Origin of the sequence: Paenibacillus litoralis, from assembly GCF_046244365.1 — a bacterium.
In the GTDB taxonomy this organism is placed as follows: domain Bacteria; phylum Bacillota; class Bacilli; order Paenibacillales; family NBRC-103111; genus Paenibacillus_V.
This window is the reverse complement of the sequence record NZ_CP176395.1, coordinates 7,956,158-7,974,715: the sequence shown is the minus strand read 5'-3', so window position 1 is coordinate 7,974,715 and position 18,558 is coordinate 7,956,158. Positions and strand designations below refer to the sequence as shown.

Annotated in this window: 19 protein-coding genes; 14 read left to right on the top strand and 5 right to left on the bottom strand. The window is 53.4% G+C overall.

Annotated elements, in window-relative coordinates; all coding sequences use genetic code 11:
* Window positions 1-11: 11 nt before the first annotated feature.
* Window positions 12-914 carry an IS3 family transposase gene (locus ACKGJP_RS33485; protein ID WP_409343053.1) on the top strand — a complete coding sequence of 301 codons (903 nt, stop codon included), beginning with the start codon at window positions 12-14 and terminating at the stop codon, window positions 912-914.
* A gap of 1,095 nt (window positions 915-2,009) precedes the next feature.
* On the opposite strand, the gene ACKGJP_RS33480 is transcribed toward ACKGJP_RS33485, so the two are convergent.
* From ACKGJP_RS33480 to ACKGJP_RS33470, 3 genes are all read right to left on the bottom strand, one after another.
* Window positions 2,010-2,621, bottom strand: coding sequence for a superoxide dismutase (locus ACKGJP_RS33480; RefSeq protein ID WP_409343052.1), 612 nt, complete (start codon window positions 2,619-2,621; stop codon window positions 2,010-2,012).
* A 439-nt stretch (window positions 2,622-3,060) separates the two neighbouring features.
* A complete protein-coding gene (locus ACKGJP_RS33475) occupies window positions 3,061-4,080 on the bottom strand; it encodes a Gfo/Idh/MocA family protein (protein WP_409343051.1) in 1,020 nt (339 codons plus the stop codon).
* Window positions 4,081-4,131: 51 nt separating this feature from the next.
* The gene (locus ACKGJP_RS33470) at window positions 4,132-4,869 is read right to left on the bottom strand and encodes a ThuA domain-containing protein (protein ID WP_409343050.1); all 738 of its coding nucleotides are present in this window, start codon (window positions 4,867-4,869) and stop codon (window positions 4,132-4,134) included.
* Between the two features lie 187 nt (window positions 4,870-5,056).
* Between ACKGJP_RS33470 and ACKGJP_RS33465 the strand changes: the two genes are divergently transcribed.
* From ACKGJP_RS33465 to ACKGJP_RS33425, 9 genes are all read left to right on the top strand, one after another.
* The gene (locus ACKGJP_RS33465; protein ID WP_409343049.1) at window positions 5,057-5,950 is read left to right on the top strand and encodes an AraC family transcriptional regulator; all 894 of its coding nucleotides are present in this window, start codon (window positions 5,057-5,059) and stop codon (window positions 5,948-5,950) included.
* Window positions 5,951-6,124: 174 nt separating this feature from the next.
* Window positions 6,125-6,355: a hypothetical protein gene (locus ACKGJP_RS33460; protein WP_409343048.1), complete on the top strand. Its 231-nt coding sequence runs from the start codon at window positions 6,125-6,127 to the stop codon at window positions 6,353-6,355.
* Entirely contained in the window at window positions 6,327-6,623 is a 297-nt protein-coding gene (locus tag ACKGJP_RS33455; protein ID WP_409343047.1) for a helix-turn-helix transcriptional regulator, read from the top strand. Before ACKGJP_RS33460 ends, ACKGJP_RS33455 begins: the two co-directional genes overlap by 29 nt.
* Before the next feature lie 501 nt (window positions 6,624-7,124).
* A complete protein-coding gene (locus ACKGJP_RS33450; RefSeq protein WP_409343046.1) occupies window positions 7,125-7,346 on the top strand; it encodes a hypothetical protein in 222 nt (73 codons plus the stop codon).
* Window positions 7,347-7,694: 348 nt separating this feature from the next.
* Window positions 7,695-8,117 carry a GNAT family N-acetyltransferase gene (locus ACKGJP_RS33445; protein ID WP_409343045.1) on the top strand — a complete coding sequence of 141 codons (423 nt, stop codon included), beginning with the start codon at window positions 7,695-7,697 and terminating at the stop codon, window positions 8,115-8,117.
* 146 nt (window positions 8,118-8,263) lie between these two features.
* Entirely contained in the window at window positions 8,264-8,812 is a 549-nt protein-coding gene (locus ACKGJP_RS33440) for a DUF402 domain-containing protein (protein WP_409343044.1), read from the top strand.
* Complete coding sequence (rnhA, locus tag ACKGJP_RS33435) at window positions 8,809-9,246, top strand: ribonuclease HI (protein WP_409343043.1); 438 nt, start codon at window positions 8,809-8,811, stop codon at window positions 9,244-9,246. The genes ACKGJP_RS33440 and rnhA overlap by 4 nt, the downstream gene beginning before the upstream one ends.
* 28 nt (window positions 9,247-9,274) lie before the next feature.
* Complete coding sequence (gene queG / locus ACKGJP_RS33430) at window positions 9,275-10,483, top strand: tRNA epoxyqueuosine(34) reductase QueG (RefSeq protein ID WP_409343042.1); 1,209 nt, start codon at window positions 9,275-9,277, stop codon at window positions 10,481-10,483.
* A 119-nt stretch (window positions 10,484-10,602) separates the two neighbouring features.
* Window positions 10,603-11,634 carry an HD-GYP domain-containing protein gene (locus ACKGJP_RS33425; protein WP_409343041.1) on the top strand — a complete coding sequence of 344 codons (1,032 nt, stop codon included), beginning with the start codon at window positions 10,603-10,605 and terminating at the stop codon, window positions 11,632-11,634.
* 28 nt (window positions 11,635-11,662) lie between these two features.
* On the opposite strand, the gene ACKGJP_RS33420 is transcribed toward ACKGJP_RS33425, so the two are convergent.
* Window positions 11,663-12,301 (bottom strand): MarC family protein, encoded by a 639-nt coding sequence (locus ACKGJP_RS33420; RefSeq protein ID WP_409343040.1) that lies wholly within the window; start codon window positions 12,299-12,301, stop codon window positions 11,663-11,665.
* Between the two features lie 177 nt (window positions 12,302-12,478).
* Between ACKGJP_RS33420 and ACKGJP_RS33415 the strand changes: the two genes are divergently transcribed.
* From ACKGJP_RS33415 to ACKGJP_RS33400, 4 genes are all read left to right on the top strand, one after another.
* Complete coding sequence (locus tag ACKGJP_RS33415; RefSeq protein ID WP_409343039.1) at window positions 12,479-12,688, top strand: YneF family protein; 210 nt, start codon at window positions 12,479-12,481, stop codon at window positions 12,686-12,688.
* Between the two features lie 148 nt (window positions 12,689-12,836).
* Window positions 12,837-13,460 (top strand): TetR/AcrR family transcriptional regulator, encoded by a 624-nt coding sequence (locus ACKGJP_RS33410; protein WP_409343038.1) that lies wholly within the window; start codon window positions 12,837-12,839, stop codon window positions 13,458-13,460.
* Window positions 13,461-13,493: 33 nt separating this feature from the next.
* Window positions 13,494-14,084: a GTP cyclohydrolase I FolE gene (gene folE, locus ACKGJP_RS33405; RefSeq protein ID WP_409343037.1), complete on the top strand. Its 591-nt coding sequence runs from the start codon at window positions 13,494-13,496 to the stop codon at window positions 14,082-14,084.
* A 211-nt stretch (window positions 14,085-14,295) separates the two neighbouring features.
* Window positions 14,296-15,705, top strand: coding sequence for an extracellular solute-binding protein (locus ACKGJP_RS33400; protein WP_409343036.1), 1,410 nt, complete (start codon window positions 14,296-14,298; stop codon window positions 15,703-15,705).
* 1,212 nt (window positions 15,706-16,917) lie between these two features.
* Here the strand turns inward: ACKGJP_RS33400 and ACKGJP_RS33395 are convergent.
* Complete coding sequence (locus tag ACKGJP_RS33395) at window positions 16,918-18,537, bottom strand: methyl-accepting chemotaxis protein (protein ID WP_409343035.1); 1,620 nt, start codon at window positions 18,535-18,537, stop codon at window positions 16,918-16,920.
* Window positions 18,538-18,558 lie beyond the last annotated feature (21 nt).

Genomic DNA, 18,558 nt, shown 5'->3' with positions numbered 1-18,558 from the left:
ATGCAGCCATCGTGCTGCGCTTGGTCGGCGTGAATGAATCGACCTACTACTCCCGAAAGAAACGGCGTTCGGAGCAGCAGTACGGCTCTAAGATAAAGCCGGTTCCTGTAGGCCGCCCCTACTCCCAGTATTCCACAACGATCCATGGGCAAAAAGTCAGTGATGCCCAGATCGAAGAATGGCTGATGGAACTGGTGGAGGGCGAGGAACAGGGGTATGGCTACCGGAACCTAGCCCATGCTCTATACGTCCAGCGGGGACTCGTGGTGAACCATAAGAAGGCATACCGACTTTGTAAGAAGCTAGGCATCCTTCAGAAGCAGCGGCGCAAGAAGTTTAAACATCCACGGCGCCTACCTCAAAACCGGTTGGTGACAGGGCCGAATCAGCTATGGCAAATGGATATCAAATATGGGTATGTGGCTGGATATGACCGTTTCTTTTTTCTGTTTGACATCATTGATGTATTTGACCGCGCGATTGTCGGGTATCACCTCGGATCCAGCTGTGAGGCTAAAGACGTCTGTACAGCGGTGAAACGGGCCTTAGAGGACCGTATACAACCCGGCGAGAAGAAACCTGTCGTCCGGACGGATAACGGACCTCAATTCGTCAGTAATCGGTTTGGTGAGATGTGCCTAGAGGATGAGCAAGACCCACTGATCCATGAACGGATCCCGCCTAAAACGCCGAACATGAACGCATACATCGAATCGTTCCATAGCATCATTCAGCGGGATTTGTTCGCCAAAGAAGATTACAGCACCTTTGAAGAAGCATACGAATCCGTTCATCGATACCTCGATTTTTACAACCAGAGGCGCTTCCACGGCAGCTTAAAGCGAATGAGTCCTGCACAGTTCTACGAAGCTTGGAAGGCCAACAAGTTGCCTGCGATCAAGATAGCACTATGAAGCCTCTGTGAAGAAATGAGAAACTAAGAAAAACCAAGCAATTCACTGTAAGACTCCATAATTGAGGGGCCGATCCGAAATTGCCCTCAAGTTCACTAATAGTGAAGCTAGCTTCACTATGCTGCATATTGTTCCAATATGAAGGGGAGATAGTGAAGTTACGTTCACTAATAGTGAACCTTGCTTCACTAAGCTGCGCTAATCCCACGAGAGAAGAAGCGAAGTCGGCATTTCGCTCCCAACGGTGGGTCTAGGAAATCCTAAGATACTTTACATTCCACGGTGGGGAGAAGAAGCGAGGTTGGCATTACGCTCGCAACGGTGGGCCTAGGAAATCCTAAGATACTTTACATTCCACGGTGGGGAGAAGAAGCGAAGTCGGCATTACGCTCCCAACGGTGGGCCTAGGAAATCCTAAGATACTTTACATTCCACGGTGGGGAGAAGAAGCGAAGTCGGCATTACGCTCACAACGGTGGACCTAGGAAATACTAAGTTACTTTACATTCCACGGTGGGGAGAAGAAACGAAGTTGGCATTACGATCACAACGGTGAATCTAGGCATTACTAAGTTACTTTACATGCCGCGGTGGGGGAAGAATCGAAGGTTGGCATTACGTTCACAACGGTGGGCCTAGGTATTACTAAGTTGCTTTACATTCCACGGTGGGGTGAAGAATCGAAGTTGGCATTACGCTCCCAACGGTGGACCTAGCCATTACTAAGTTACTTTACATTCCATGGTAGGGAGAAGAAGCGAGGTTGGCATTACGCTCCCAACGTTGGATTCAGGTATATCTTTAGCTGCTCTTTGTATGCCACGACGGTGAAGAAACGGCGCCCGGGCTCAGGTTCACAACGGTGAACCTAATTATCACGGCAGTTACCTTATTACTCCATGGTGGGATATAGCCGTATGCTATCCCGGATTGGAGGGGGAAAAGGAGCTGCGTAGTTGCATTCCCCCTACCATGAATCCGGCTCCTCCACAGGAAGCTCGAAGAGGCAAGCAGAAAGCCCCGATACCGGCCGGTATCGGGGCTTTCTGCTTGCGCGGCATCGCTGCCGCTTATGGTTAGCAAAGTCAAAGCTTATTACTTAGCTGCTTCGTAGCGTTTGCCGACTTCCGCCCAGTTTACAACGTTCCAGAACGCTGCGATGTAGTCAGGGCGTTTGTTTTGGTATTTCAGGTAGTAGGCATGCTCCCAAACGTCCATCCCGAGGATCGGCGTGTTGCCTTCCATGATCGGGCTGTCTTGGTTAGGTGTGCTGCTTACGACAAGCTTGCCGCTTTTGTCAACGGACAACCATGCCCAGCCGCTGCCGAAACGTGTAGCGCCGGCTTTAGCGAAGTCTTCTTTGAATTTGGCGAATCCGCCAAGCTCGTTGTTGATTGCGTCTGCAAGCGCGCCAGTTGGCTCGCCGCCGCCGTTTGGTCCGATAACTTCCCAGAATAGGGAGTGGTTTGCATGGCCGCCGCCGTTGTTGCGGACTGCTGCACGAATGTTCTCAGGAACGGCGTTCAGGTCTGCGATCAGATCTTCGATCGACTTGGCTTGCAGGTCTGCATGCCCTTCCAGAGCGGCATTCAGGTTCGTCACGTATGCATTGTGGTGACGGTCGTGGTGAATCATCATCGTTTGTTCGTCGATGTGCGGCTCAAGCGCATTGTTCGAATACGGTAACGCAGGCAATTGGTGTGCCATGGTTCAAACCCTCCTAAATATGTATGGTGACTTCTCTATTATCCCGCAATTTCGATAATAAATCAACATGTATGTATCGAAAGTCGCCGCCAATTCGGTTAACGGCTTGAAACACGGGTGTTCGTCGCATTTTGGCATCTTCAAATGCCTTGTTTATTATGCTCCAGCTGCCAAATCGTTTATTCCTAATTTTTACGTCGTTTGCGTAAAGATTCCTTGTCCATTTGAAAAACGAAGATGGCAGGGGGAGCGGCATTTCGCTATAGTACCCCGTTCGTATTTGCTCCAATCCGCCTCCCTTTTCTATTCATCAGACGCCCCGATTGCACCTTCCTCATTCTCCAAACGAAAAACCGCCACCCCGCACAATAGCGGAGAGACGGTTATCGAGGGAGTCCGACTGGAACTCCTTATTAGAGGCAATGGTTTCATAACGCCGCTAAACCAGCGAAACCTTGACGCCCTTCGCACTGCTTTCGAGTGCGCCGAACACCATGGCGATGCTCTTCAGATTGTCTGTGCAATCCGTTTCCGCACGCCGTCCCGCTTGCCTTGCCGCGAACATTTCCTCCAAGCAGCCCGCGTGCCCTACCTCCCCCGGCCACGAAAGCGGAGCTTCGGTCCTGCGGGTTTCGCGGATCAACGAGGATTGCCCGCCGGACACGGGGATTTCGGCGTACGGAGGGGCGCTGCCGTCCCACATGGCGGTGCCGCCGCTTCCCGTTATGCGCCAAGCGGCCTCCCATGAGGTGGGGGCGCCTTCCGCGCACCACGAGCCCCGGTAGCTGAAGACGCTGCCGTCCGCAAACTCGAACAGGCAGACGGCGGCGGCGCTGCCTTGATACCAGGAGCCGGCCGGATTAAATTCGGCGCAATAGACGGAGACGGGATCGGAGCCGATCAGAAAACGCGCTTGATCGAACGTATGGATGGCCATGTCCAGCAGAAGCGGACTCGCCATCGCGTCGCGGAAGCCGCCGAAATGCGGGCCAAGGAAAAAATCGGCGCAAACCATACCCGGTTGTCCAATGGTTCCTTCTGCTAGAAGTCCCTTCAAGGCGCGAATTCCTTTGGTATACCTACGGTTCTGCATAACGGCGTACGTCCGGTCGCTGCGTTCGGCCGCAGCCGCTAACTCCCTGGCATCCCCGAGGGAAACGGCCATCGGTTTTTCGCTGAACACGTCGCAGCCGGCCTCGAGGGACGCGGTCACGATTTGCTTGCGCGCTTCCGGAATCGAAACGTCGAAGACGAGAGTGGCATTCGTTCCGCGAATCGCTTCCTGAACGTCGGTAAAGAAAGGGACATCCAGGCTGAACGCCTCGGAGAGCCGTTTGGCACTCTCTTCCTTAATATCGACGAGCGCGACGATCTCCGCATCTTGCCGCGCCAAGGCGGTCTTTACCCACGCGTGAGACATATTGCCGCAGCCGACAATGACGATTTTGTTCGTTTTCATGGTATGCTCCTACCCCGGCGCAGCTATCCAAACTGGCCCGCTGTCGTCTTTTTATGCGTCTTTCGGTTTGATCGTTTCGATCGGTACCGGCGCGTGGCCGTATTTCGGATACGGACGGGTCGACGGCGCAGCCCATTTCGCCGCATTGGCGATAACCCGCTGAATTTGCGTATTATAGTAAGTAGGGTGCGTTTCGTGACCCGGACGGAAGTAAAAGATTTTGCCCTGACCGCGGGAAAAGGTGCAGCCGCTGCGGAATACTTCGCCGCCTTCGAACCAGCTTACGAACACCAGCTCATCCGGCTGAGGGATGTCAAAATGCTCCCCGTACATTTCCTCTTCCGGCAGCTCGATATATTCGCCGATGCCTTCGGCGATTGGATGGCCGGGCGATACGACCCACAGCCGCTCTTTTTCGCGCGCCTCGCGCCATTTCAGGTCGCAGCCTGTACCCATCAGCTTTTTGAAAATTTTCGAGAAATGTCCGGAGTGAAGCACGACCAGCCCCATCCCGCGAAGCACTCTCTGATGAACGCGGTTGACGATTTCGTCGCTGACTTCGCCGTGCGCCATATGGCCCCACCAGATCAGCACGTCGGTATCGTTAAGCACTTCCTCGGTCAGCCCGTGCTCCGGTTCGTCAAGCGTCGCGGTGCGTACGGCGAAGCCGTCGGTCAAGCCGGATGCGATGACGGTATGAATGCCTTCCGGGTAAACCTCGCGAACGCGGTCGTGCACTTTCTCGTGGCGGTACTCGTTCCAAATCGTGACGCGTGTAACGTCTCCCATATCGGTCTCTCTCCTTAATTAGGGGCCTACGGCTCGCGGCGAAGCAAGTTTAGCTCGAATTCCGTATCCCGATTGTTTATAATTTTTGCTATAACCCAAGCATAGTACGCAAAGCCTTTCATAGATATGGCGATTTTTTGCGCAGTTGTATCCAATTTTGTTGTCATGCCGAGGAGGGAAGAAGCCGGTGGACAAAGAGATATACAATGAACAGGTTCAGTATCAGAATCCGATTTTATGCATCAAAATATGGCGGATCGAGTACGGAGGCAAGGCCAGCGAATGGGGAAGGCGATGGCATTACCATAAGGAGCTCGAGCTGTTGTACGTCGAACGCGGGACGATGGAGGTCATGATCGAGAACGAGGAGCCGTGCACGCTCCATGCGGGGGACGTTCTGCTGGTCGGCTCGTCGCAGCTGCACAACACGCGCAAAAAGACGGACGAGCCGGTATCCTATATCGTCCTGCAATTCGATTTGCAGCCGTATTTCGATCCGGCGATGATGGTGCACTACCGTTTTTTTGCCGAGCTTGAACAGCCGCTTAGTCGATTGAACTACATGTTCCGGCAGAATGCCGACGTTAACCGCGAGGTAGGCGGCATTATTATGGATATGCACGGGGAGATGAACGACCGTTCGCGCGGCTACGAGATCGCCGCCAGCATGCTGATGAAAAAAATATTGCTGCTGCTCGTGCGGAACGACCGGCAAGAACTGCTGCAGGAATACGACACCGAAGGAATGTCTGTGATCCGGCCGGTCATCGAACATGTCGACCGCCATTTGGAGACTCGAATATTGCTGGAGGATGTAAGCGGCCTCGCCAACATGAGTTATTCGTATTTTTCCCGTTATTTTAAGAAGGTGATGGGCATTTCCTTCATCGATTTCGTCAACGTCCGGCGGATCCGCAAGGCCGAGCGGCTGCTGCTGACGCAGGACTCTAGCATCAACCGCGTAGCGGAGCAGGTCGGCATCACGAACATGGCCCATTTCTACGAGCTGTTCCGCCGGTACAACGAATGCTCGCCCAAAGAATACGTGCGCAAGATGAGCGCAGCCATCCAGGTGACGTAAAGCCCGTCCCATGCCGGACAGGGACCGCCCTTCCGCACGTTTATTGATTGATCCGGCCTGGCTCCTGCCCGAGGACCCGTTGGAGCATGATGGCAGATACGTTCATACAAGCCGCAAAGCGTATATTCCGGCGAGGGCTTACCCGCTTATCCGGACTCGAGGGGAAGGTTGTCCGTGTCTTTTTTACGCAAGCTGTCCATACGTTCCCAACTGCTCATCCTGGCGGTATCGACGATCGGGGGCGTGCAGTTCGTTATATATCAGAAGCTGAACAGCTTCATCATCAACCAGAAAAACCTGATGGAAGGCATTCTCGACATCGTCATCTCCGGCGAGAACGGAACGTGGATCGATCTGCAAGACGTTCAAGGCGATTTTGCATTACGCGAATCTTCATTTTCGTGAAGATTTGTCGCTGCGAGGACTGGCGGAGAGCCACTTCATGAACCCGAGCTATATTAGCCAGCTGTTTCGTAAAGAAACGGGCGATACGTTCACCGGCTACATTGCCAAGCTCCGAATCGGCAGCGCCTGCGAGCTCCTTGACAAGGAGGAGCTTCCGGTGGGGGAGATCGCCGAGCGGTGCGGCTTCCACGACTATTTTTATTTTACCCGCCTGTTCAAGAAGGTGACCGGCCAAACGCCTACGCAGTACCGGAACAGGCCGTTGTGAGGATGGCGAAAAACAATACGATATGGTATTATGTATGCATAGCACTGGATACAATAAAAAAGAGACGTTACGTGCGCTAACACGTAACGACCCTCTGAACAACGAAGCTGTGGACACCCACGGCGCGCATAATTCAATGTGAATCAGCGAAAAGCCACCGGTCAGGGGTCCAACCTAATCACGGTGGTTTTTTCGCATGTTTTGCCGTCTTTTAAGCCATTTGAAAAGTTTCCTTAGACTGAAAAACAAGCTCAGTAAGGTAGCTATCCATTTCAGGCAGTCAAGCAGCGCCACAAGTATGACCAAGGCCATCACCTCCTTGCAAGAAGGCTGCGCCGTCGGTCACATCCACCGTCCGTTATTCGAATTTCATTATACCATGTCCGGGATATATGGGAAACTTTTACTCTTCTTATGGACTATTTAGCAGAAAGACCAACGGTACACGATGCCGCTATGGACAATCTTTATTAACCGGTCTGGACATTTTTTAGAAAACAGATGGACAACGTCAAGCCGACGCCGATCAACTGGGACATCTCCGCGATGCAGACACCGGCCAAGGATAAGCTTAGCGCGATCAAAGCGTATGAGGATCTGATCAAGGTGGCGCTCGGTAAAGACGACGCGGTCAAAATGTGGCAGGACATCGTCAAGGGCTACGACAGCAAAGGGCTGCAGGATGCGATTAAAGAAGACAACGAGCAACTGGCCAAAAAATAGGGTTCCCCTCATAAAGAACCGGCAGGACGGCGCTTTAACGAGGAATGAGCGGAAGACGGTTAGGGACAAAGGCGTAACAGGAAGCAGGAAAGGTGAGCAGTGGGAACGGGTACGGGGGGGAAGAACGGCTGAAATCCCACCCCCGTCCCTTCTCTGCGAAAGGGCTATCCCGCTTTGCCGAAACTCTGAAAGCGCTTAAATTTAAGCGTTTTCAGCCATTTTCGTTTAGTTTCTTAAATTTTTGTTAACTTTTTTACGATTTTGTGTCGGTTAAAGCAGGATTTCCTCGTTTTTTGTCGTATTTCTTAATTAAGACTTCTTTTAGACCACAACGGGGAGAGACCTAACATGCTTGTTCGTTCCTTTCAATTGTCGGATTATGTTGCCGTAACCCGTGTGCTGCAAAGCGTGCTTTCGGAAGAGTGCTACCGTGAAACGATCCGCGCGATCGCCAGACAGCTGTCTTGGGATAGCGAGCTTGTGCTAGTCGCGGAGGAAGAAGAAGAAATCGTAGGGGTCATTATCGGAACGATTGACAACAACAACGGGTATTACTACCGGATCGCCGTACACACCGACCACCAGCGTAAAGGAATCGGCAAAGCGATGATTCAATCGCTTAAGCAGCGGTTCGCCCAGCGGAATGTCAGGAAGATTTACATTACGGTGGACGAGCACAACGAACCGATTTTGCCGGTTTATGAATCGGCAGGTTACGTCCAGGCGGATTTCAACAAGCCGCTGAAGCAGCTTAGCATCGTGAACGGCTAGGAACGAGACAGATAAAGCATCCCGGACGCATCGAACGAAGTGCAGGAATCACGATGATGAATAGGGAAATCCGAGCATATCTTGCAAATCCATTGCAGATATGCTTTTCTTGTATGTAAAGAGCTAAAGGGCACGGTGACAACCGCATGAACTATACGATCAAAAGCTTCAAGCATGACGGCCGCCTGCACCGGGTATGGCTCCAAAATTGGCGCGTTCCCGCGAACGCCCTGCATCCCGATCACGCAGCGGAGGGGATGCTCGTGTTTGTCAACAGCCATACGCGCATTCGCGAAGCCGACGGCACAGAGTGGACAAGCAAAGTTCCCGGTGTGTCTTTTTTTATCCCCGGACAATGGTTCAATATCGTCGCCTTGCTGGAGCATAACGGTATCCGGTATTACTGCAACGTAGCTTCTCCGCCGTATGAGGCGGGTCAGGTGGTGACCTATATCGATTACGATCTGGATGTCATTCGGATGATGAACGGAGAGACGGTACTCGTGGACGAAGATGAGTACGAGCGGCATAAAGCGGTATACCACTACTCTCCGATGATCGAAGAGAAGGTGCAGGCAGGCCTATCGGGATTGCTCGGGCGATTGGAACGGCGCGCGGAGCCGTTTAACGACAAAAGGGTATACGCCTACTACGATATGTGGAGAAACAGAGGGAAGGAAGGGGAAAGGGATTGAAGGAAGTGACGATATACACGGACGGCGCTTGTTCGGGCAATCCCGGTCCCGGCGGCTGGGGCGCCATCTTGTTCTACGGCGAGCACCGCAAAGAAATGTCGGGCGGAGAGAAGGTTGCGACGAACAACCGAATGGAGCTGCAGGCGGTTATCGAATCGCTCCGCACGCTCAAGGAAGCCTGTTCGGTAAAGCTGTACAGCGATTCGGCTTACGTTGTGAACTGCTTTAAGCAAGGCTGGATGCGCAATTGGCTGCGCAACGGCTGGAAGAACAGCAAGGGCCAGCCCGTAGAGAATCAGGAGCTTTGGAAGCAGCTTAACGAGCTGATGGAAAAGCACCGCGTGGAGTATATTAAGGTAAAAGGCCACAGCGACAACGAGTTCAACAACCGCTGCGACGAGCTGGCCCGAGCGGCGATTAAACGGAACGGCTGATTACGGAAAAATGGCGGAGGTGAGCGTGATGGCTGCGGTGTCCGAACGGGGCGGCGAGATGGAGTGGCGGCGTTTGAAGGAAGATATCGCGGCGGCTGCGTCTTCGCTTGGCATCGACAAGGTGGGGTTTGCTTCGGCGGATCCCTTTTTGGCTCTTAAAGATATTCTGCTGCAGCACAGGGAAAAAGGGTTCGAATCCGGCTTCGAGGAGCCGGACATCGATAAGCGCGTTTATCCGGAGCTTAGCTTCGATAAGCCGCGTTCCATTATCTCGATTGCGATCGCTTATCCGTCCAAGCTGAACGATCCGCCGCGTTCGGAGCCGGGCGCTTACCGGGGCATCATTTCCCGTTCTTCCTGGGGGGAGGACTATCACCATGTGCTGCGGAACAGGCTGGCGCGGCTCGAAGCGTTCATCCGCGAACGCGTCCCGGGCGCACGTATGGAAAGCATGGTCGATACGGGGGCGCTCGTCGACCGCGCGGTGGCGGAGCGCGCAGGAATCGGCTGGAGCGGCAAAAACTGCGCGATCCTTACGCCCGAGTGGGGCTCCTGGGTGTACCTTGGCGAAATGATCACGAATATCCCTTTCCCTCCCGACGAGCCGGTAACGGAATCGTGCGGGACGTGCACGCGATGTATCGATGCTTGCCCGACGGGGGCGCTGGTCGGCCCCGGACAGCTGAATTCGAGCTTGTGCATTTCCTTCGTTACGCAGACGAAGGGCGTCGTCTCGGACGCAATGAAGGAGAAGATCGGCAACCGGCTATACGGCTGCGATACGTGCCAGATCGTTTGTCCGATCAACAAAGGGAAGAACTGGACGCACCAGCCCGAGCTGCAGCCGGACGCCGAGCTCGTCAAGCCGCTGCTAATCCCGCTCCTGACGCTCGGCAATAAGGAGTTCAAAGAGAAGTACGGACGAAGCGCATCGTCATGGCGCGGCAAAAAGCCGATTCAGCGCAATGCGATTATTGCTCTCGGCAACTTCAAAGACCGCTCCGCTTTGCCGATATTAATAGATATCGTCAAGAGCGATCCTCGACCGGAGATTCGTGCAACTGCAGCCTGGTCGATCGGCAAAATCGGAGGAGCGGATGCGGAGTCGGCCCTTCGTAAAGCGCTCGATACGGAGAAAGAGACGGTCGTACGGGAAGCGCTCGAGAAAGCGGCCGGCGTTAGCGCCGAAGAAAACCGCAGACAAGAGGAGGCAGCCGGAACGAGCGTAGACGGATAGCAGGGACGGGTTTTGGTTGGCCGGGTATGCGGCGGACCTTGCATCAAGCGGTAATGACTGGGGCTGGAAGGCACCTAGACGAGAAGGGTAGAAAAGCAAATCCAGCAAGGAGTGTAGCTGTGCGGTACATATCGCTTGATTCGGTCGAAACCGGACAATTTTTGGGGAGAACGATTTTTTCCAGCAACGGTGCAGTTCTGCTCGCGGAAGGCGTGCAGCTGACCGTGTACATGATTACTACGCTGCGCCGGATCGGCGTAACGATGATCTACATCAAAGACGAGCATTTCGCGGATGTTGAAATTGAAGATGTCGTGTCCGAAGAGAACAAACGGGCGGTCATGCAAAAAATAAACGAAACGATGCAAACGGTCCGTTCCGGGAAAGATTTTCAGACGCGCGGCGTCAGCATCAGCATCGACCGGCTGCTTGAAGATGTGCTGCAAAATAAAGAAGTGCTCGTTCAATTATCGGATATCCGGACGAAGGACAACGAGATGTACCTTCACGGGCTGAACGTCTGCACGATTGCAACCTTGATCGGCATTAACATGGGGCTGAATCAGAGCCAGCTGAAGGAGCTGGCCATCGGCGCTCTGCTCCACGATATCGGCAAGGTGGAGATGATTACGGACGACGAATCCAAGGATCCGAAGCTGCACCATACGTGGCGCGGCTTCGAACTGCTTAAGAGCAAGCGCGAGTTCAGCTTGCTGAGCGCCCATGTGGCCTTCCAGCATCACGAGCGCCCCGACGGTCAGGGGATTCCGCGGAAGCTGGATAAAGATCAAATCCACCAATACGCCAAGATCGTCAGCTGCGCGAACCGCTTCGACAACCTGCTGTTCGATCCCGAAACGGGCAAGCGTATGCTCCCGCACGAAGCCTGCGAGAGGATGATGGCGCTTTCGGGAATGGAGCTGGACCATGAGGTGCTCGTTCATTTTATGAGGATCATTTCGGTCTATCCGACAGGAACTTCGGTTCGTCTGTCTACCCGCGAAACAGGCGTCGTCGTCGGGCAGCACCGCGGGCTTCCCGGTCGTCCGGTCGTACGTGTGGTTAAGAAGGACGATGACAACAACCTGGAGGTCAAGGAAATCGACTTGGCCAAGCATACGACCGTCTTTATTGAAGGCGTACTTACATAGAGGCTTGTCCTTCGGCAGCTTTCTCAGCTCAGGAGATGTGGAGAATATCCCGAATGATCGGTTTGGCTCCGCCGACGAAAAATTCGACCGCCATAACCATTAGGATGAGTCCCATCAGGCGCATCAGCACGTTGTTGCCGGTTTCCCCGAGCACTCTGTACAGCATGGACGAATTGCGCAGCACGATGAAGGTGATTAAACAGATAAGAAGCATGGACAAGATCAGGATGGTTTTATTGACAATCGAACCGGCCTCCTCCATCAGTACGATGGCGTTCGTGATGGCGCCGGGGCCGCAAATAAGCGGTATCGCTAGCGGGGTAACGGAAATATCGCTGGCATACTTTTTAATTTCTTTCTCGGCGATCTTCGTCTTGGTCAGCCTTGCCTGCAGCATATCTTGTCCCATCAGAAAAAACATGACGCCGCCTACGATCTTGAGGCTGTTTACGGTAATGCCGAAGAACTGAAAGATGAGCTGGCCGGCAAAAGCGAACAGAACTAGCGTGATAAACGACACGGAGACGGCTTTCCGGGCGGTTTGATGCCTGATGTCCGGTTCCATATCGGCCGTCATGGTCATAAAGATCGGCATGACGTTAAGCGGGCTGAGCAGTGTGAAAAACGATGTAAGGCAGAGCAGCGCGAACGCTAGGCTGTCGTTCATTTTGTCCATCCTTCGGGTGTAGTTTCTTGATGCCATGTTATATTATGTGCGGCTGTCCGTATTTTGTCTACAGTTCGGGATGTGGCATTTGTCTGGAAAGTTCGGACATGATAAGATGAACGTGTACGAATCCGAACGAGATTCGAGATGAACTTTGTTGATAGAGGTGGACGGCAAATGTGGAACATCATTATTCCGATCGTCACGCTCATTGCGGGCGCGGCCGGCGGATTTTTCGCGGGAGTCTATTACTTGCGCAGACAGCTTGAGCGTATGCAGAACGACCCTCAAATGCTCCAGAAAATGGCCAAGCAAATGGGCTACAACATGAACAAACAGCAGATGAACAAAGCGCAGCAAATGATGAAGAAACAGAAATTCAAGTAATCGCGGCTATTCCGGCAAAAGCGGAGACGAAGCTTAGACGCTTTCGTACGCCGCTTTTCAATATCACTAGAACATACCGGTACTATCTATGGCGGAGTCTTTGATCGAGATTCCAGGGGCATCCGCCGACTCGAGGTGAACAGTCAAGGTGGCGGGCAACAAGGAGAAGGTTTTGGTCGCCGCGGCAGAGCTCTTTCATCTGAACGGGTTTCAGGCGACGGGACTGGAAGACATTTTGAGCCGTAGCGGCGTTTGCAAAAGCAATTTTTATTATCATTTCAAAAGCAAGGACGATCTCGGGCTGCAGGTTGTCGAACGCCAAATGGCGGATTTGATCGACACGATGATCGTGCCGACGCTTGATGCGGCCAAGCTGGACGTTCGCGAGCGGCTTAGGCTGTTCTTCCTGCATATGATCGACTATTGCGAGAAGCACGACTGCCGGCGGGGATGCCTGTTCGGCAATTTGGCCCTTGAGCTTGGCGAGCGGCATGAAAGCATGCGGGCGAAGGTCGGCGAGTTTTTCCATTACACGGAAAAGCGGATAACGTCCGTGCTGGCCGAAGCGGTTCGAGGCGGGCAGTTGTCGCTGAACGGCCTGGAGCCGGAGGAAGCGGCGGCCTCCATCGTAGCGCTGCTTCAGGGAAGCATCCTGCTGACAAAGGGATATACCAATAGCGAGCCGATGCGCCACAGTCTGAAAATGATGCTTCACTTTCTTGGCGCGCCCGAGCCTAGAGCGGAATATGCCGCTGCGGGCAAGGCGTTGTAGGAGTTATAGAGATCTAGAGTGGAGGTTGAAACCATGCCTGCGAAAGAATATCGCAATGAGAGAGTCGTAGAGAACCGGGCCAAGATCGAAGAGCATGTCAGGGAAATTTTGCGTTTGATCGGGGAAGACGTCGACCGCGAAGGGCTGCTCGAAACGCCGGCCCGGGTGACGCGCATGTACGAGGAAATTTTCAGCGGCTATGACGCGGATCCGCGCGAGGTGCTGGGCGTTACGTTCGACGAGAAGCACGAAGAGCTCGTCATCGTTAAGGATGTCGTTTATTACAGCCAATGCGAGCATCATATGGCGCCATTTTTCGGCAAGGTGCATATCGGATATATCCCTAGCGGCAAAATTGCCGGATTGAGCAAATTCGCCCGTCTCGTCGAAGCGGTAACCCGCAAGCTGCAGGTACAGGAGCGAATCACGTCCGAAATCGCGGATATTATGGACGATGTGCTGAAGCCCCATGGCATCATGGTCGTGGTGGAGGGCGAGCATTTGTGCATGTGCTCCCGGGGCGTAAAAAAGCCGGGCAGCAAAACCGTTACCTCGGCGGTGCGCGGTATTTTCCGTACGGATGCCGCGTCGCGCTCGGAGTTTCTGTCACTCATCAAAGAATAGGTTATCGGATTACAGGCTGCGCCGTAGAGCAAATCAGTTGCTTACGGCGCAGCCTTTTTTTTTGTTGGGAAATAAATCCAGTCACTCTTCTCCCTCTTTTTCTCCCTGAAAAAGCGCGTTTTTATGACGGTAGATAATGTTTTCGCATTTTTGTATACTAGATAAAAACCAATGATTCTATGGTGGAACATAGACGGGGAGCGAGCTTACGATGACCAGACCGGACCGTGGTACTTTTCACGCGAGAATGAAATCGATGATGGCGTCCATTCGTCAAGAAATTATGACAGGCAGCTATAAACCAGGAGATTTTTTGCCGTCGGAAACGACGCTGAGCGAGCAGTATCGGTTAAGCAAAAATTCCGTGAGGCAGGTGCTCGATCAACTGCTGGAGCAAGGGATGATCGTCAAAATCCCTCGCGTCGGCACGCAGGTAGCCGTGCAAATGGAGCAGGCATCCGTGCGTTTTGGCGTTTCCCCTTCCTTAATCCGGGAAACCGGCATGGAGGAGCTCCTCCGCCTGTTTCATGACCGCCATCCGCACATTCAAGTCGAGATCGTGGAGCTTCCTCAGGACGACGGCGGCATCGAAAGCCTCCTTCGCCTCGGGATGCTGGATGTATTTACCGTCAGCGACATAGATTCGATGCGTCTGCGGGAAACGGGCGCTCAGCAGCTGCTTGAAAAAACGGCGTGCAAGGAAGACGTCTATCCGTTCGTTCGCACCATGTTCGAAACGGACGAGGCGGGCATGCTTCTTGCCCAGCCGTTCGTTTATTCCCCGGTAATTGTGTGCTACAACGCCGCGCATTTGCGGGAGAAAAGGCTGTACGGTCCGGCTAACGGCTGGACGTGGGACGATTTGTCCGGGTTGCTGCGCCAGTTGAAGGCTCCGAGCCGATTCGGGATGTTTTTTCAGCTTTCTTCGATTCGGAGGTGGCCTGTCTTCATGCTGCAGAACGGAGTCCGCTTCGAAAGGGATTCTTCCGGGAAGCTGCTTCCGGAAAGACCCGGGGCGCTGTCCGGACTGCGCAAGCTGCGTGAGCTGGTTCACGAGGAAGGCATGTTTCCTCTGGCTATGGCGATGGGGGACTATTCGCCGGAGAAGCTGTTTATGCAGCAGAAGGTATCGGTCATTCTGACGACCTACTACAGGCTGAATGAACTGAAGGATGCGGAATTCGAATACGATATCGCCCAGCTTCCCCGTCTGGAGGGCGGAGAAACGCTGCTGCTGGCTACCGGCCTTGCCGTGAGCGCTCATTCCAAGCAGAAGGAGGCGGCGCTGTGCCTGGCTGACTTTCTTGCCTCCGACGCTGCCCAGACGCACATTCGCAAGCATACGTTCAGCTTGCCCGCCAGCAAGTGGGTTACCGAATACGAAAAGGTGGAACTCCCCCGCAAGCCGTCCCGTCTGGAGCTGCATAGGGAAATGACCCCGTATGTGGCGTCCTGCGACCGGATCAACCTGAGCGGGGAACAGCTGTTTCGGCTCGGGGAGTGCTTGCAGCTTTATTTTGCCGGGCTGGCGGATGAGGAGGAGCTGCTGCGGTTGTTTAACGAGGCTTTGCCGGATGAAGAGGGAGGGCAAGGGGCGGACGGACGACTGCTTCATCGGTAAGCGTCCGGAAAGCGACGGCTGAGAGGTATTCAAAAGGGATAGCGGATTTTGAAGGAGCTATTTTTGATAAATGAAGTAAAATGGAACGGAATCTGCACATTTAGGGGAAATAGCGGCCTGAAAAGGCGCTATGCTTTAAGGAGGAGGTTCTTCGTGACAAATAACGCCTCGAAAATCCGCTAACGCCAATGTAGCCCTTATTTCCGCATGATCCGATAGCTTCTTGGGGGCGTTATTTCAAGCAGATGACCGTTTTAGAAGCGGCGGTAATTTTGGGTTCGCTTCCCGGCCGGCGCAATACCCTTGCCCGGTACGAGTTCAATATTACCTCCCAAGATTATGCTGCCGAAGCATGAGCCGGCTAACGAGGGAAGGCTATCCGCTTGACCGGGTGCCATGGCCGAGTCTGGATACACCGTCTAACTGGAAAACCTCCAGTTGTTTCGTTCAAATGGCTTTAGAAAAGCATCTAACTAGAAAACCTCCAGTTATTTTATCGGTATCTTCGCGAAAAAGCCGATATGCAGCTTTATTAACGACATGTTTTCCAGTTAGTGGGGAAAACAATCCTCAAAATAGGGAAATGAACAGCATGTTTTCCAGTTAGCACAAGCTTGCTATTCGGTACTCCGAGAACGAGCTCGATCGATAGTCTGTGAAAAGATTAGCTCTCATCATGCGGCTGCATGTGGTCTGACCGAAGCCGTGCAACGCCGCAAGCGCGCAGGGGGAAAGGCGTATGATATAAATATGGATGTTATGCGAACCAGGTCGTCTAGTCGCAAAGGCTAGATCATAAACATCTGTATCTCTTTGAATCACATCTGAACTACAAAGTAATTCGGCGAGGATATGACGCATATCGTTGCTCGAATGAATTTTTCTATTCTGTTTTTTGAGCCGAGCGCAGCGCTCAGCGCGCGGTGAGGCAATAAGGTGTTGGCTGTCACCTAAAAAGGGGCTGTCCCAAAAGTCATTTTTGCCATTTTCACGTCCCACTTAGAGTGCTAAATTAACAAACAAATAAGCTTCCATCCCCACTTTGGCAGTGGTTTTGGAAGCTTATTTATTTAAATTTTGGGACTGGCCCATTCCGCTCTACCCTTTTGGAACAGCCCCTTCGTTCCTATTTTGGGACTGGTTGATTCGGTACCTTCTGGGACAGCGCCCTTTGGATGCGAAGCTGGGCGAAGCGAACGCGTTCCTATAAAACTACCTTACTTTAAAGGCGGACAGCCTTTCGTTAAGCTGCTCGGCCTGGTGAGCGAGCGATTGAGAGACGGATGCCGTCTCCTCCGTTGCGGCGGCGGCTTCCTCGCTGGAGGCGGCTATCGCCTCGACGGCCTGCAGCACCTGGCCGAACCGTGCCGTTTGCATGCCGCTCGCTTGCGAAATGCCGTTTACCTGCGAGGCGGTCTCGTTGACCTTCGTCACGATGTTGGAGAACTCGGTGCCGATCCGGTGCGACAGGGTAACGGCATGATCGACGGCGTTCACGCTCTCCCGGGTATTGTTCTGCATGACCCGGATAATGGAAGCGATCTGCTTCGTCGCCTCGCCGCTGCGTTCCGCCAGCTTGCGGACTTCGTCCGCGACGACGGCGAACCCTTTGCCTTGATCGCCGGCTCTGGCCGCTTCGATCGCGGCGTTCAATGCCAGCAAATTCGTCTGCTCGGCAATCTCGTCGATGACCTCGATGATGTCGCCGATTTGCTGCGAATCGTTCTGCAGCAGCGACATTTGCTCCGATACGCGTCCCATCGCTTCGACGGATGCATGGACATCGCTGCTTCCTTTTTCAGCGGTTTGTTTCGTCTGCCCGGATAAATCGACCGCATGCTCCGCATTTCGGCTAACGTCGTCGATAAGCGAAGAAAGCGCGCGGAAGGAATCGTTGATCGTTTGGGCGGAATCGGCTTGGTTGGTGCTGCCCCTGGCGATTTCATCCATCGTTGCGGATATTTGCTGGGAGGCGGCCGCCACATTTTGCGCGGAATCCCCGATATGGCCGATCAAGCCTTGCAAGCTGACGACCATCTCGTTGGTGTACAAGGCAAGCTGGCCGATCTCGTCCTTGCTGTGGTTTTTGAACCGGAGCGGTTCCATGCCCAAGTTGCCTCCGGCGACCTGCCGTACCTGATTGGTAATAACCGTAATCGGTGTGGCGATATGGCGGGAAAGAATATAAATAACGAAAACGCCTGCGGCAAGTGCAACAAGCATCGTAATCAGAACGGCTTTCAGAATACGATCCGCTCCCGAATTGAAATCCATCATATAGGAGCCGGCGCAAACGATCCAGCCCCAAGCCGGATCGACTTCAGAATACGTGATTTTTTGCGCTTCCTCTTCGGGATTGTTCGGCAGCGTCCAGTCGTAATAGATGAAGCCGCCGCCGTTAAGCCCTACCTTGATGATCTCCTGTGTAAAAAAACGTCCGTCGGCCGATTTATTCTCCCACATGTTTTTGCCTTCGGCGCTCGGATGGGCGAGCATGCCGCCCTTTTGATCCAGCACGAACATATAGCCGTTGGCGCCTACATCGATTTTGGGGTTGACGGGACGCGTATTGTCCTGCCGTTTGGAGCCTAGGAGCTTTTGCTTGACCTGTTCCTGCGCTTCCTCGAGCGAGATCTTTCCTTGCTTAACTTCCTTATCCAGGGCGCCGATCATTTCTACGGCCATACGGACGTTGTTTTTGAGGCCGGTGGCGCCGGCTTCATTAAGCTGCTCTTTGGCGTTGCTGTATCCGATATACCCGGTTATGAGCGCGGGGACGATCAGCAGAATGAGCGAGATGGCTACCAGCTTGACGCCGATATTCAGTTTCATGGTTGTTCTCCTTCCGGCGTT

What these genes read in the sequence shown, in the direction of transcription:
- ACKGJP_RS33480 (WP_409343052.1), bottom strand. Translation starts at nt 2,621, where the DNA reads ATGGCACACCAATTGCCTGCGTTACCGTATTCGAACAATGCGCTTGAG.
- ACKGJP_RS33475 (WP_409343051.1), bottom strand. Translation starts at nt 4,080, where the DNA reads ATGAAAACGAACAAAATCGTCATTGTCGGCTGCGGCAATATGTCTCAC.
- ACKGJP_RS33470 (WP_409343050.1), bottom strand. Translation starts at nt 4,869, where the DNA reads ATGGGAGACGTTACACGCGTCACGATTTGGAACGAGTACCGCCACGAG.
- ACKGJP_RS33450 (WP_409343046.1), top strand. Translation starts at nt 7,125, where the DNA reads ATGGACAACGTCAAGCCGACGCCGATCAACTGGGACATCTCCGCGATG.
- ACKGJP_RS33445 (WP_409343045.1), top strand. Translation starts at nt 7,695, where the DNA reads ATGCTTGTTCGTTCCTTTCAATTGTCGGATTATGTTGCCGTAACCCGT.
- ACKGJP_RS33440 (WP_409343044.1), top strand. Translation starts at nt 8,264, where the DNA reads ATGAACTATACGATCAAAAGCTTCAAGCATGACGGCCGCCTGCACCGG.
- queG (WP_409343042.1), top strand. Translation starts at nt 9,275, where the DNA reads ATGGCTGCGGTGTCCGAACGGGGCGGCGAGATGGAGTGGCGGCGTTTG.
- ACKGJP_RS33420 (WP_409343040.1), bottom strand. Translation starts at nt 12,301, where the DNA reads ATGAACGACAGCCTAGCGTTCGCGCTGCTCTGCCTTACATCGTTTTTC.
- ACKGJP_RS33415 (WP_409343039.1), top strand. Translation starts at nt 12,479, where the DNA reads ATGTGGAACATCATTATTCCGATCGTCACGCTCATTGCGGGCGCGGCC.
- folE (WP_409343037.1), top strand. Translation starts at nt 13,494, where the DNA reads ATGCCTGCGAAAGAATATCGCAATGAGAGAGTCGTAGAGAACCGGGCC.
- ACKGJP_RS33400 (WP_409343036.1), top strand. Translation starts at nt 14,296, where the DNA reads ATGACCAGACCGGACCGTGGTACTTTTCACGCGAGAATGAAATCGATG.
- ACKGJP_RS33395 (WP_409343035.1), bottom strand. Translation starts at nt 18,537, where the DNA reads ATGAAACTGAATATCGGCGTCAAGCTGGTAGCCATCTCGCTCATTCTG.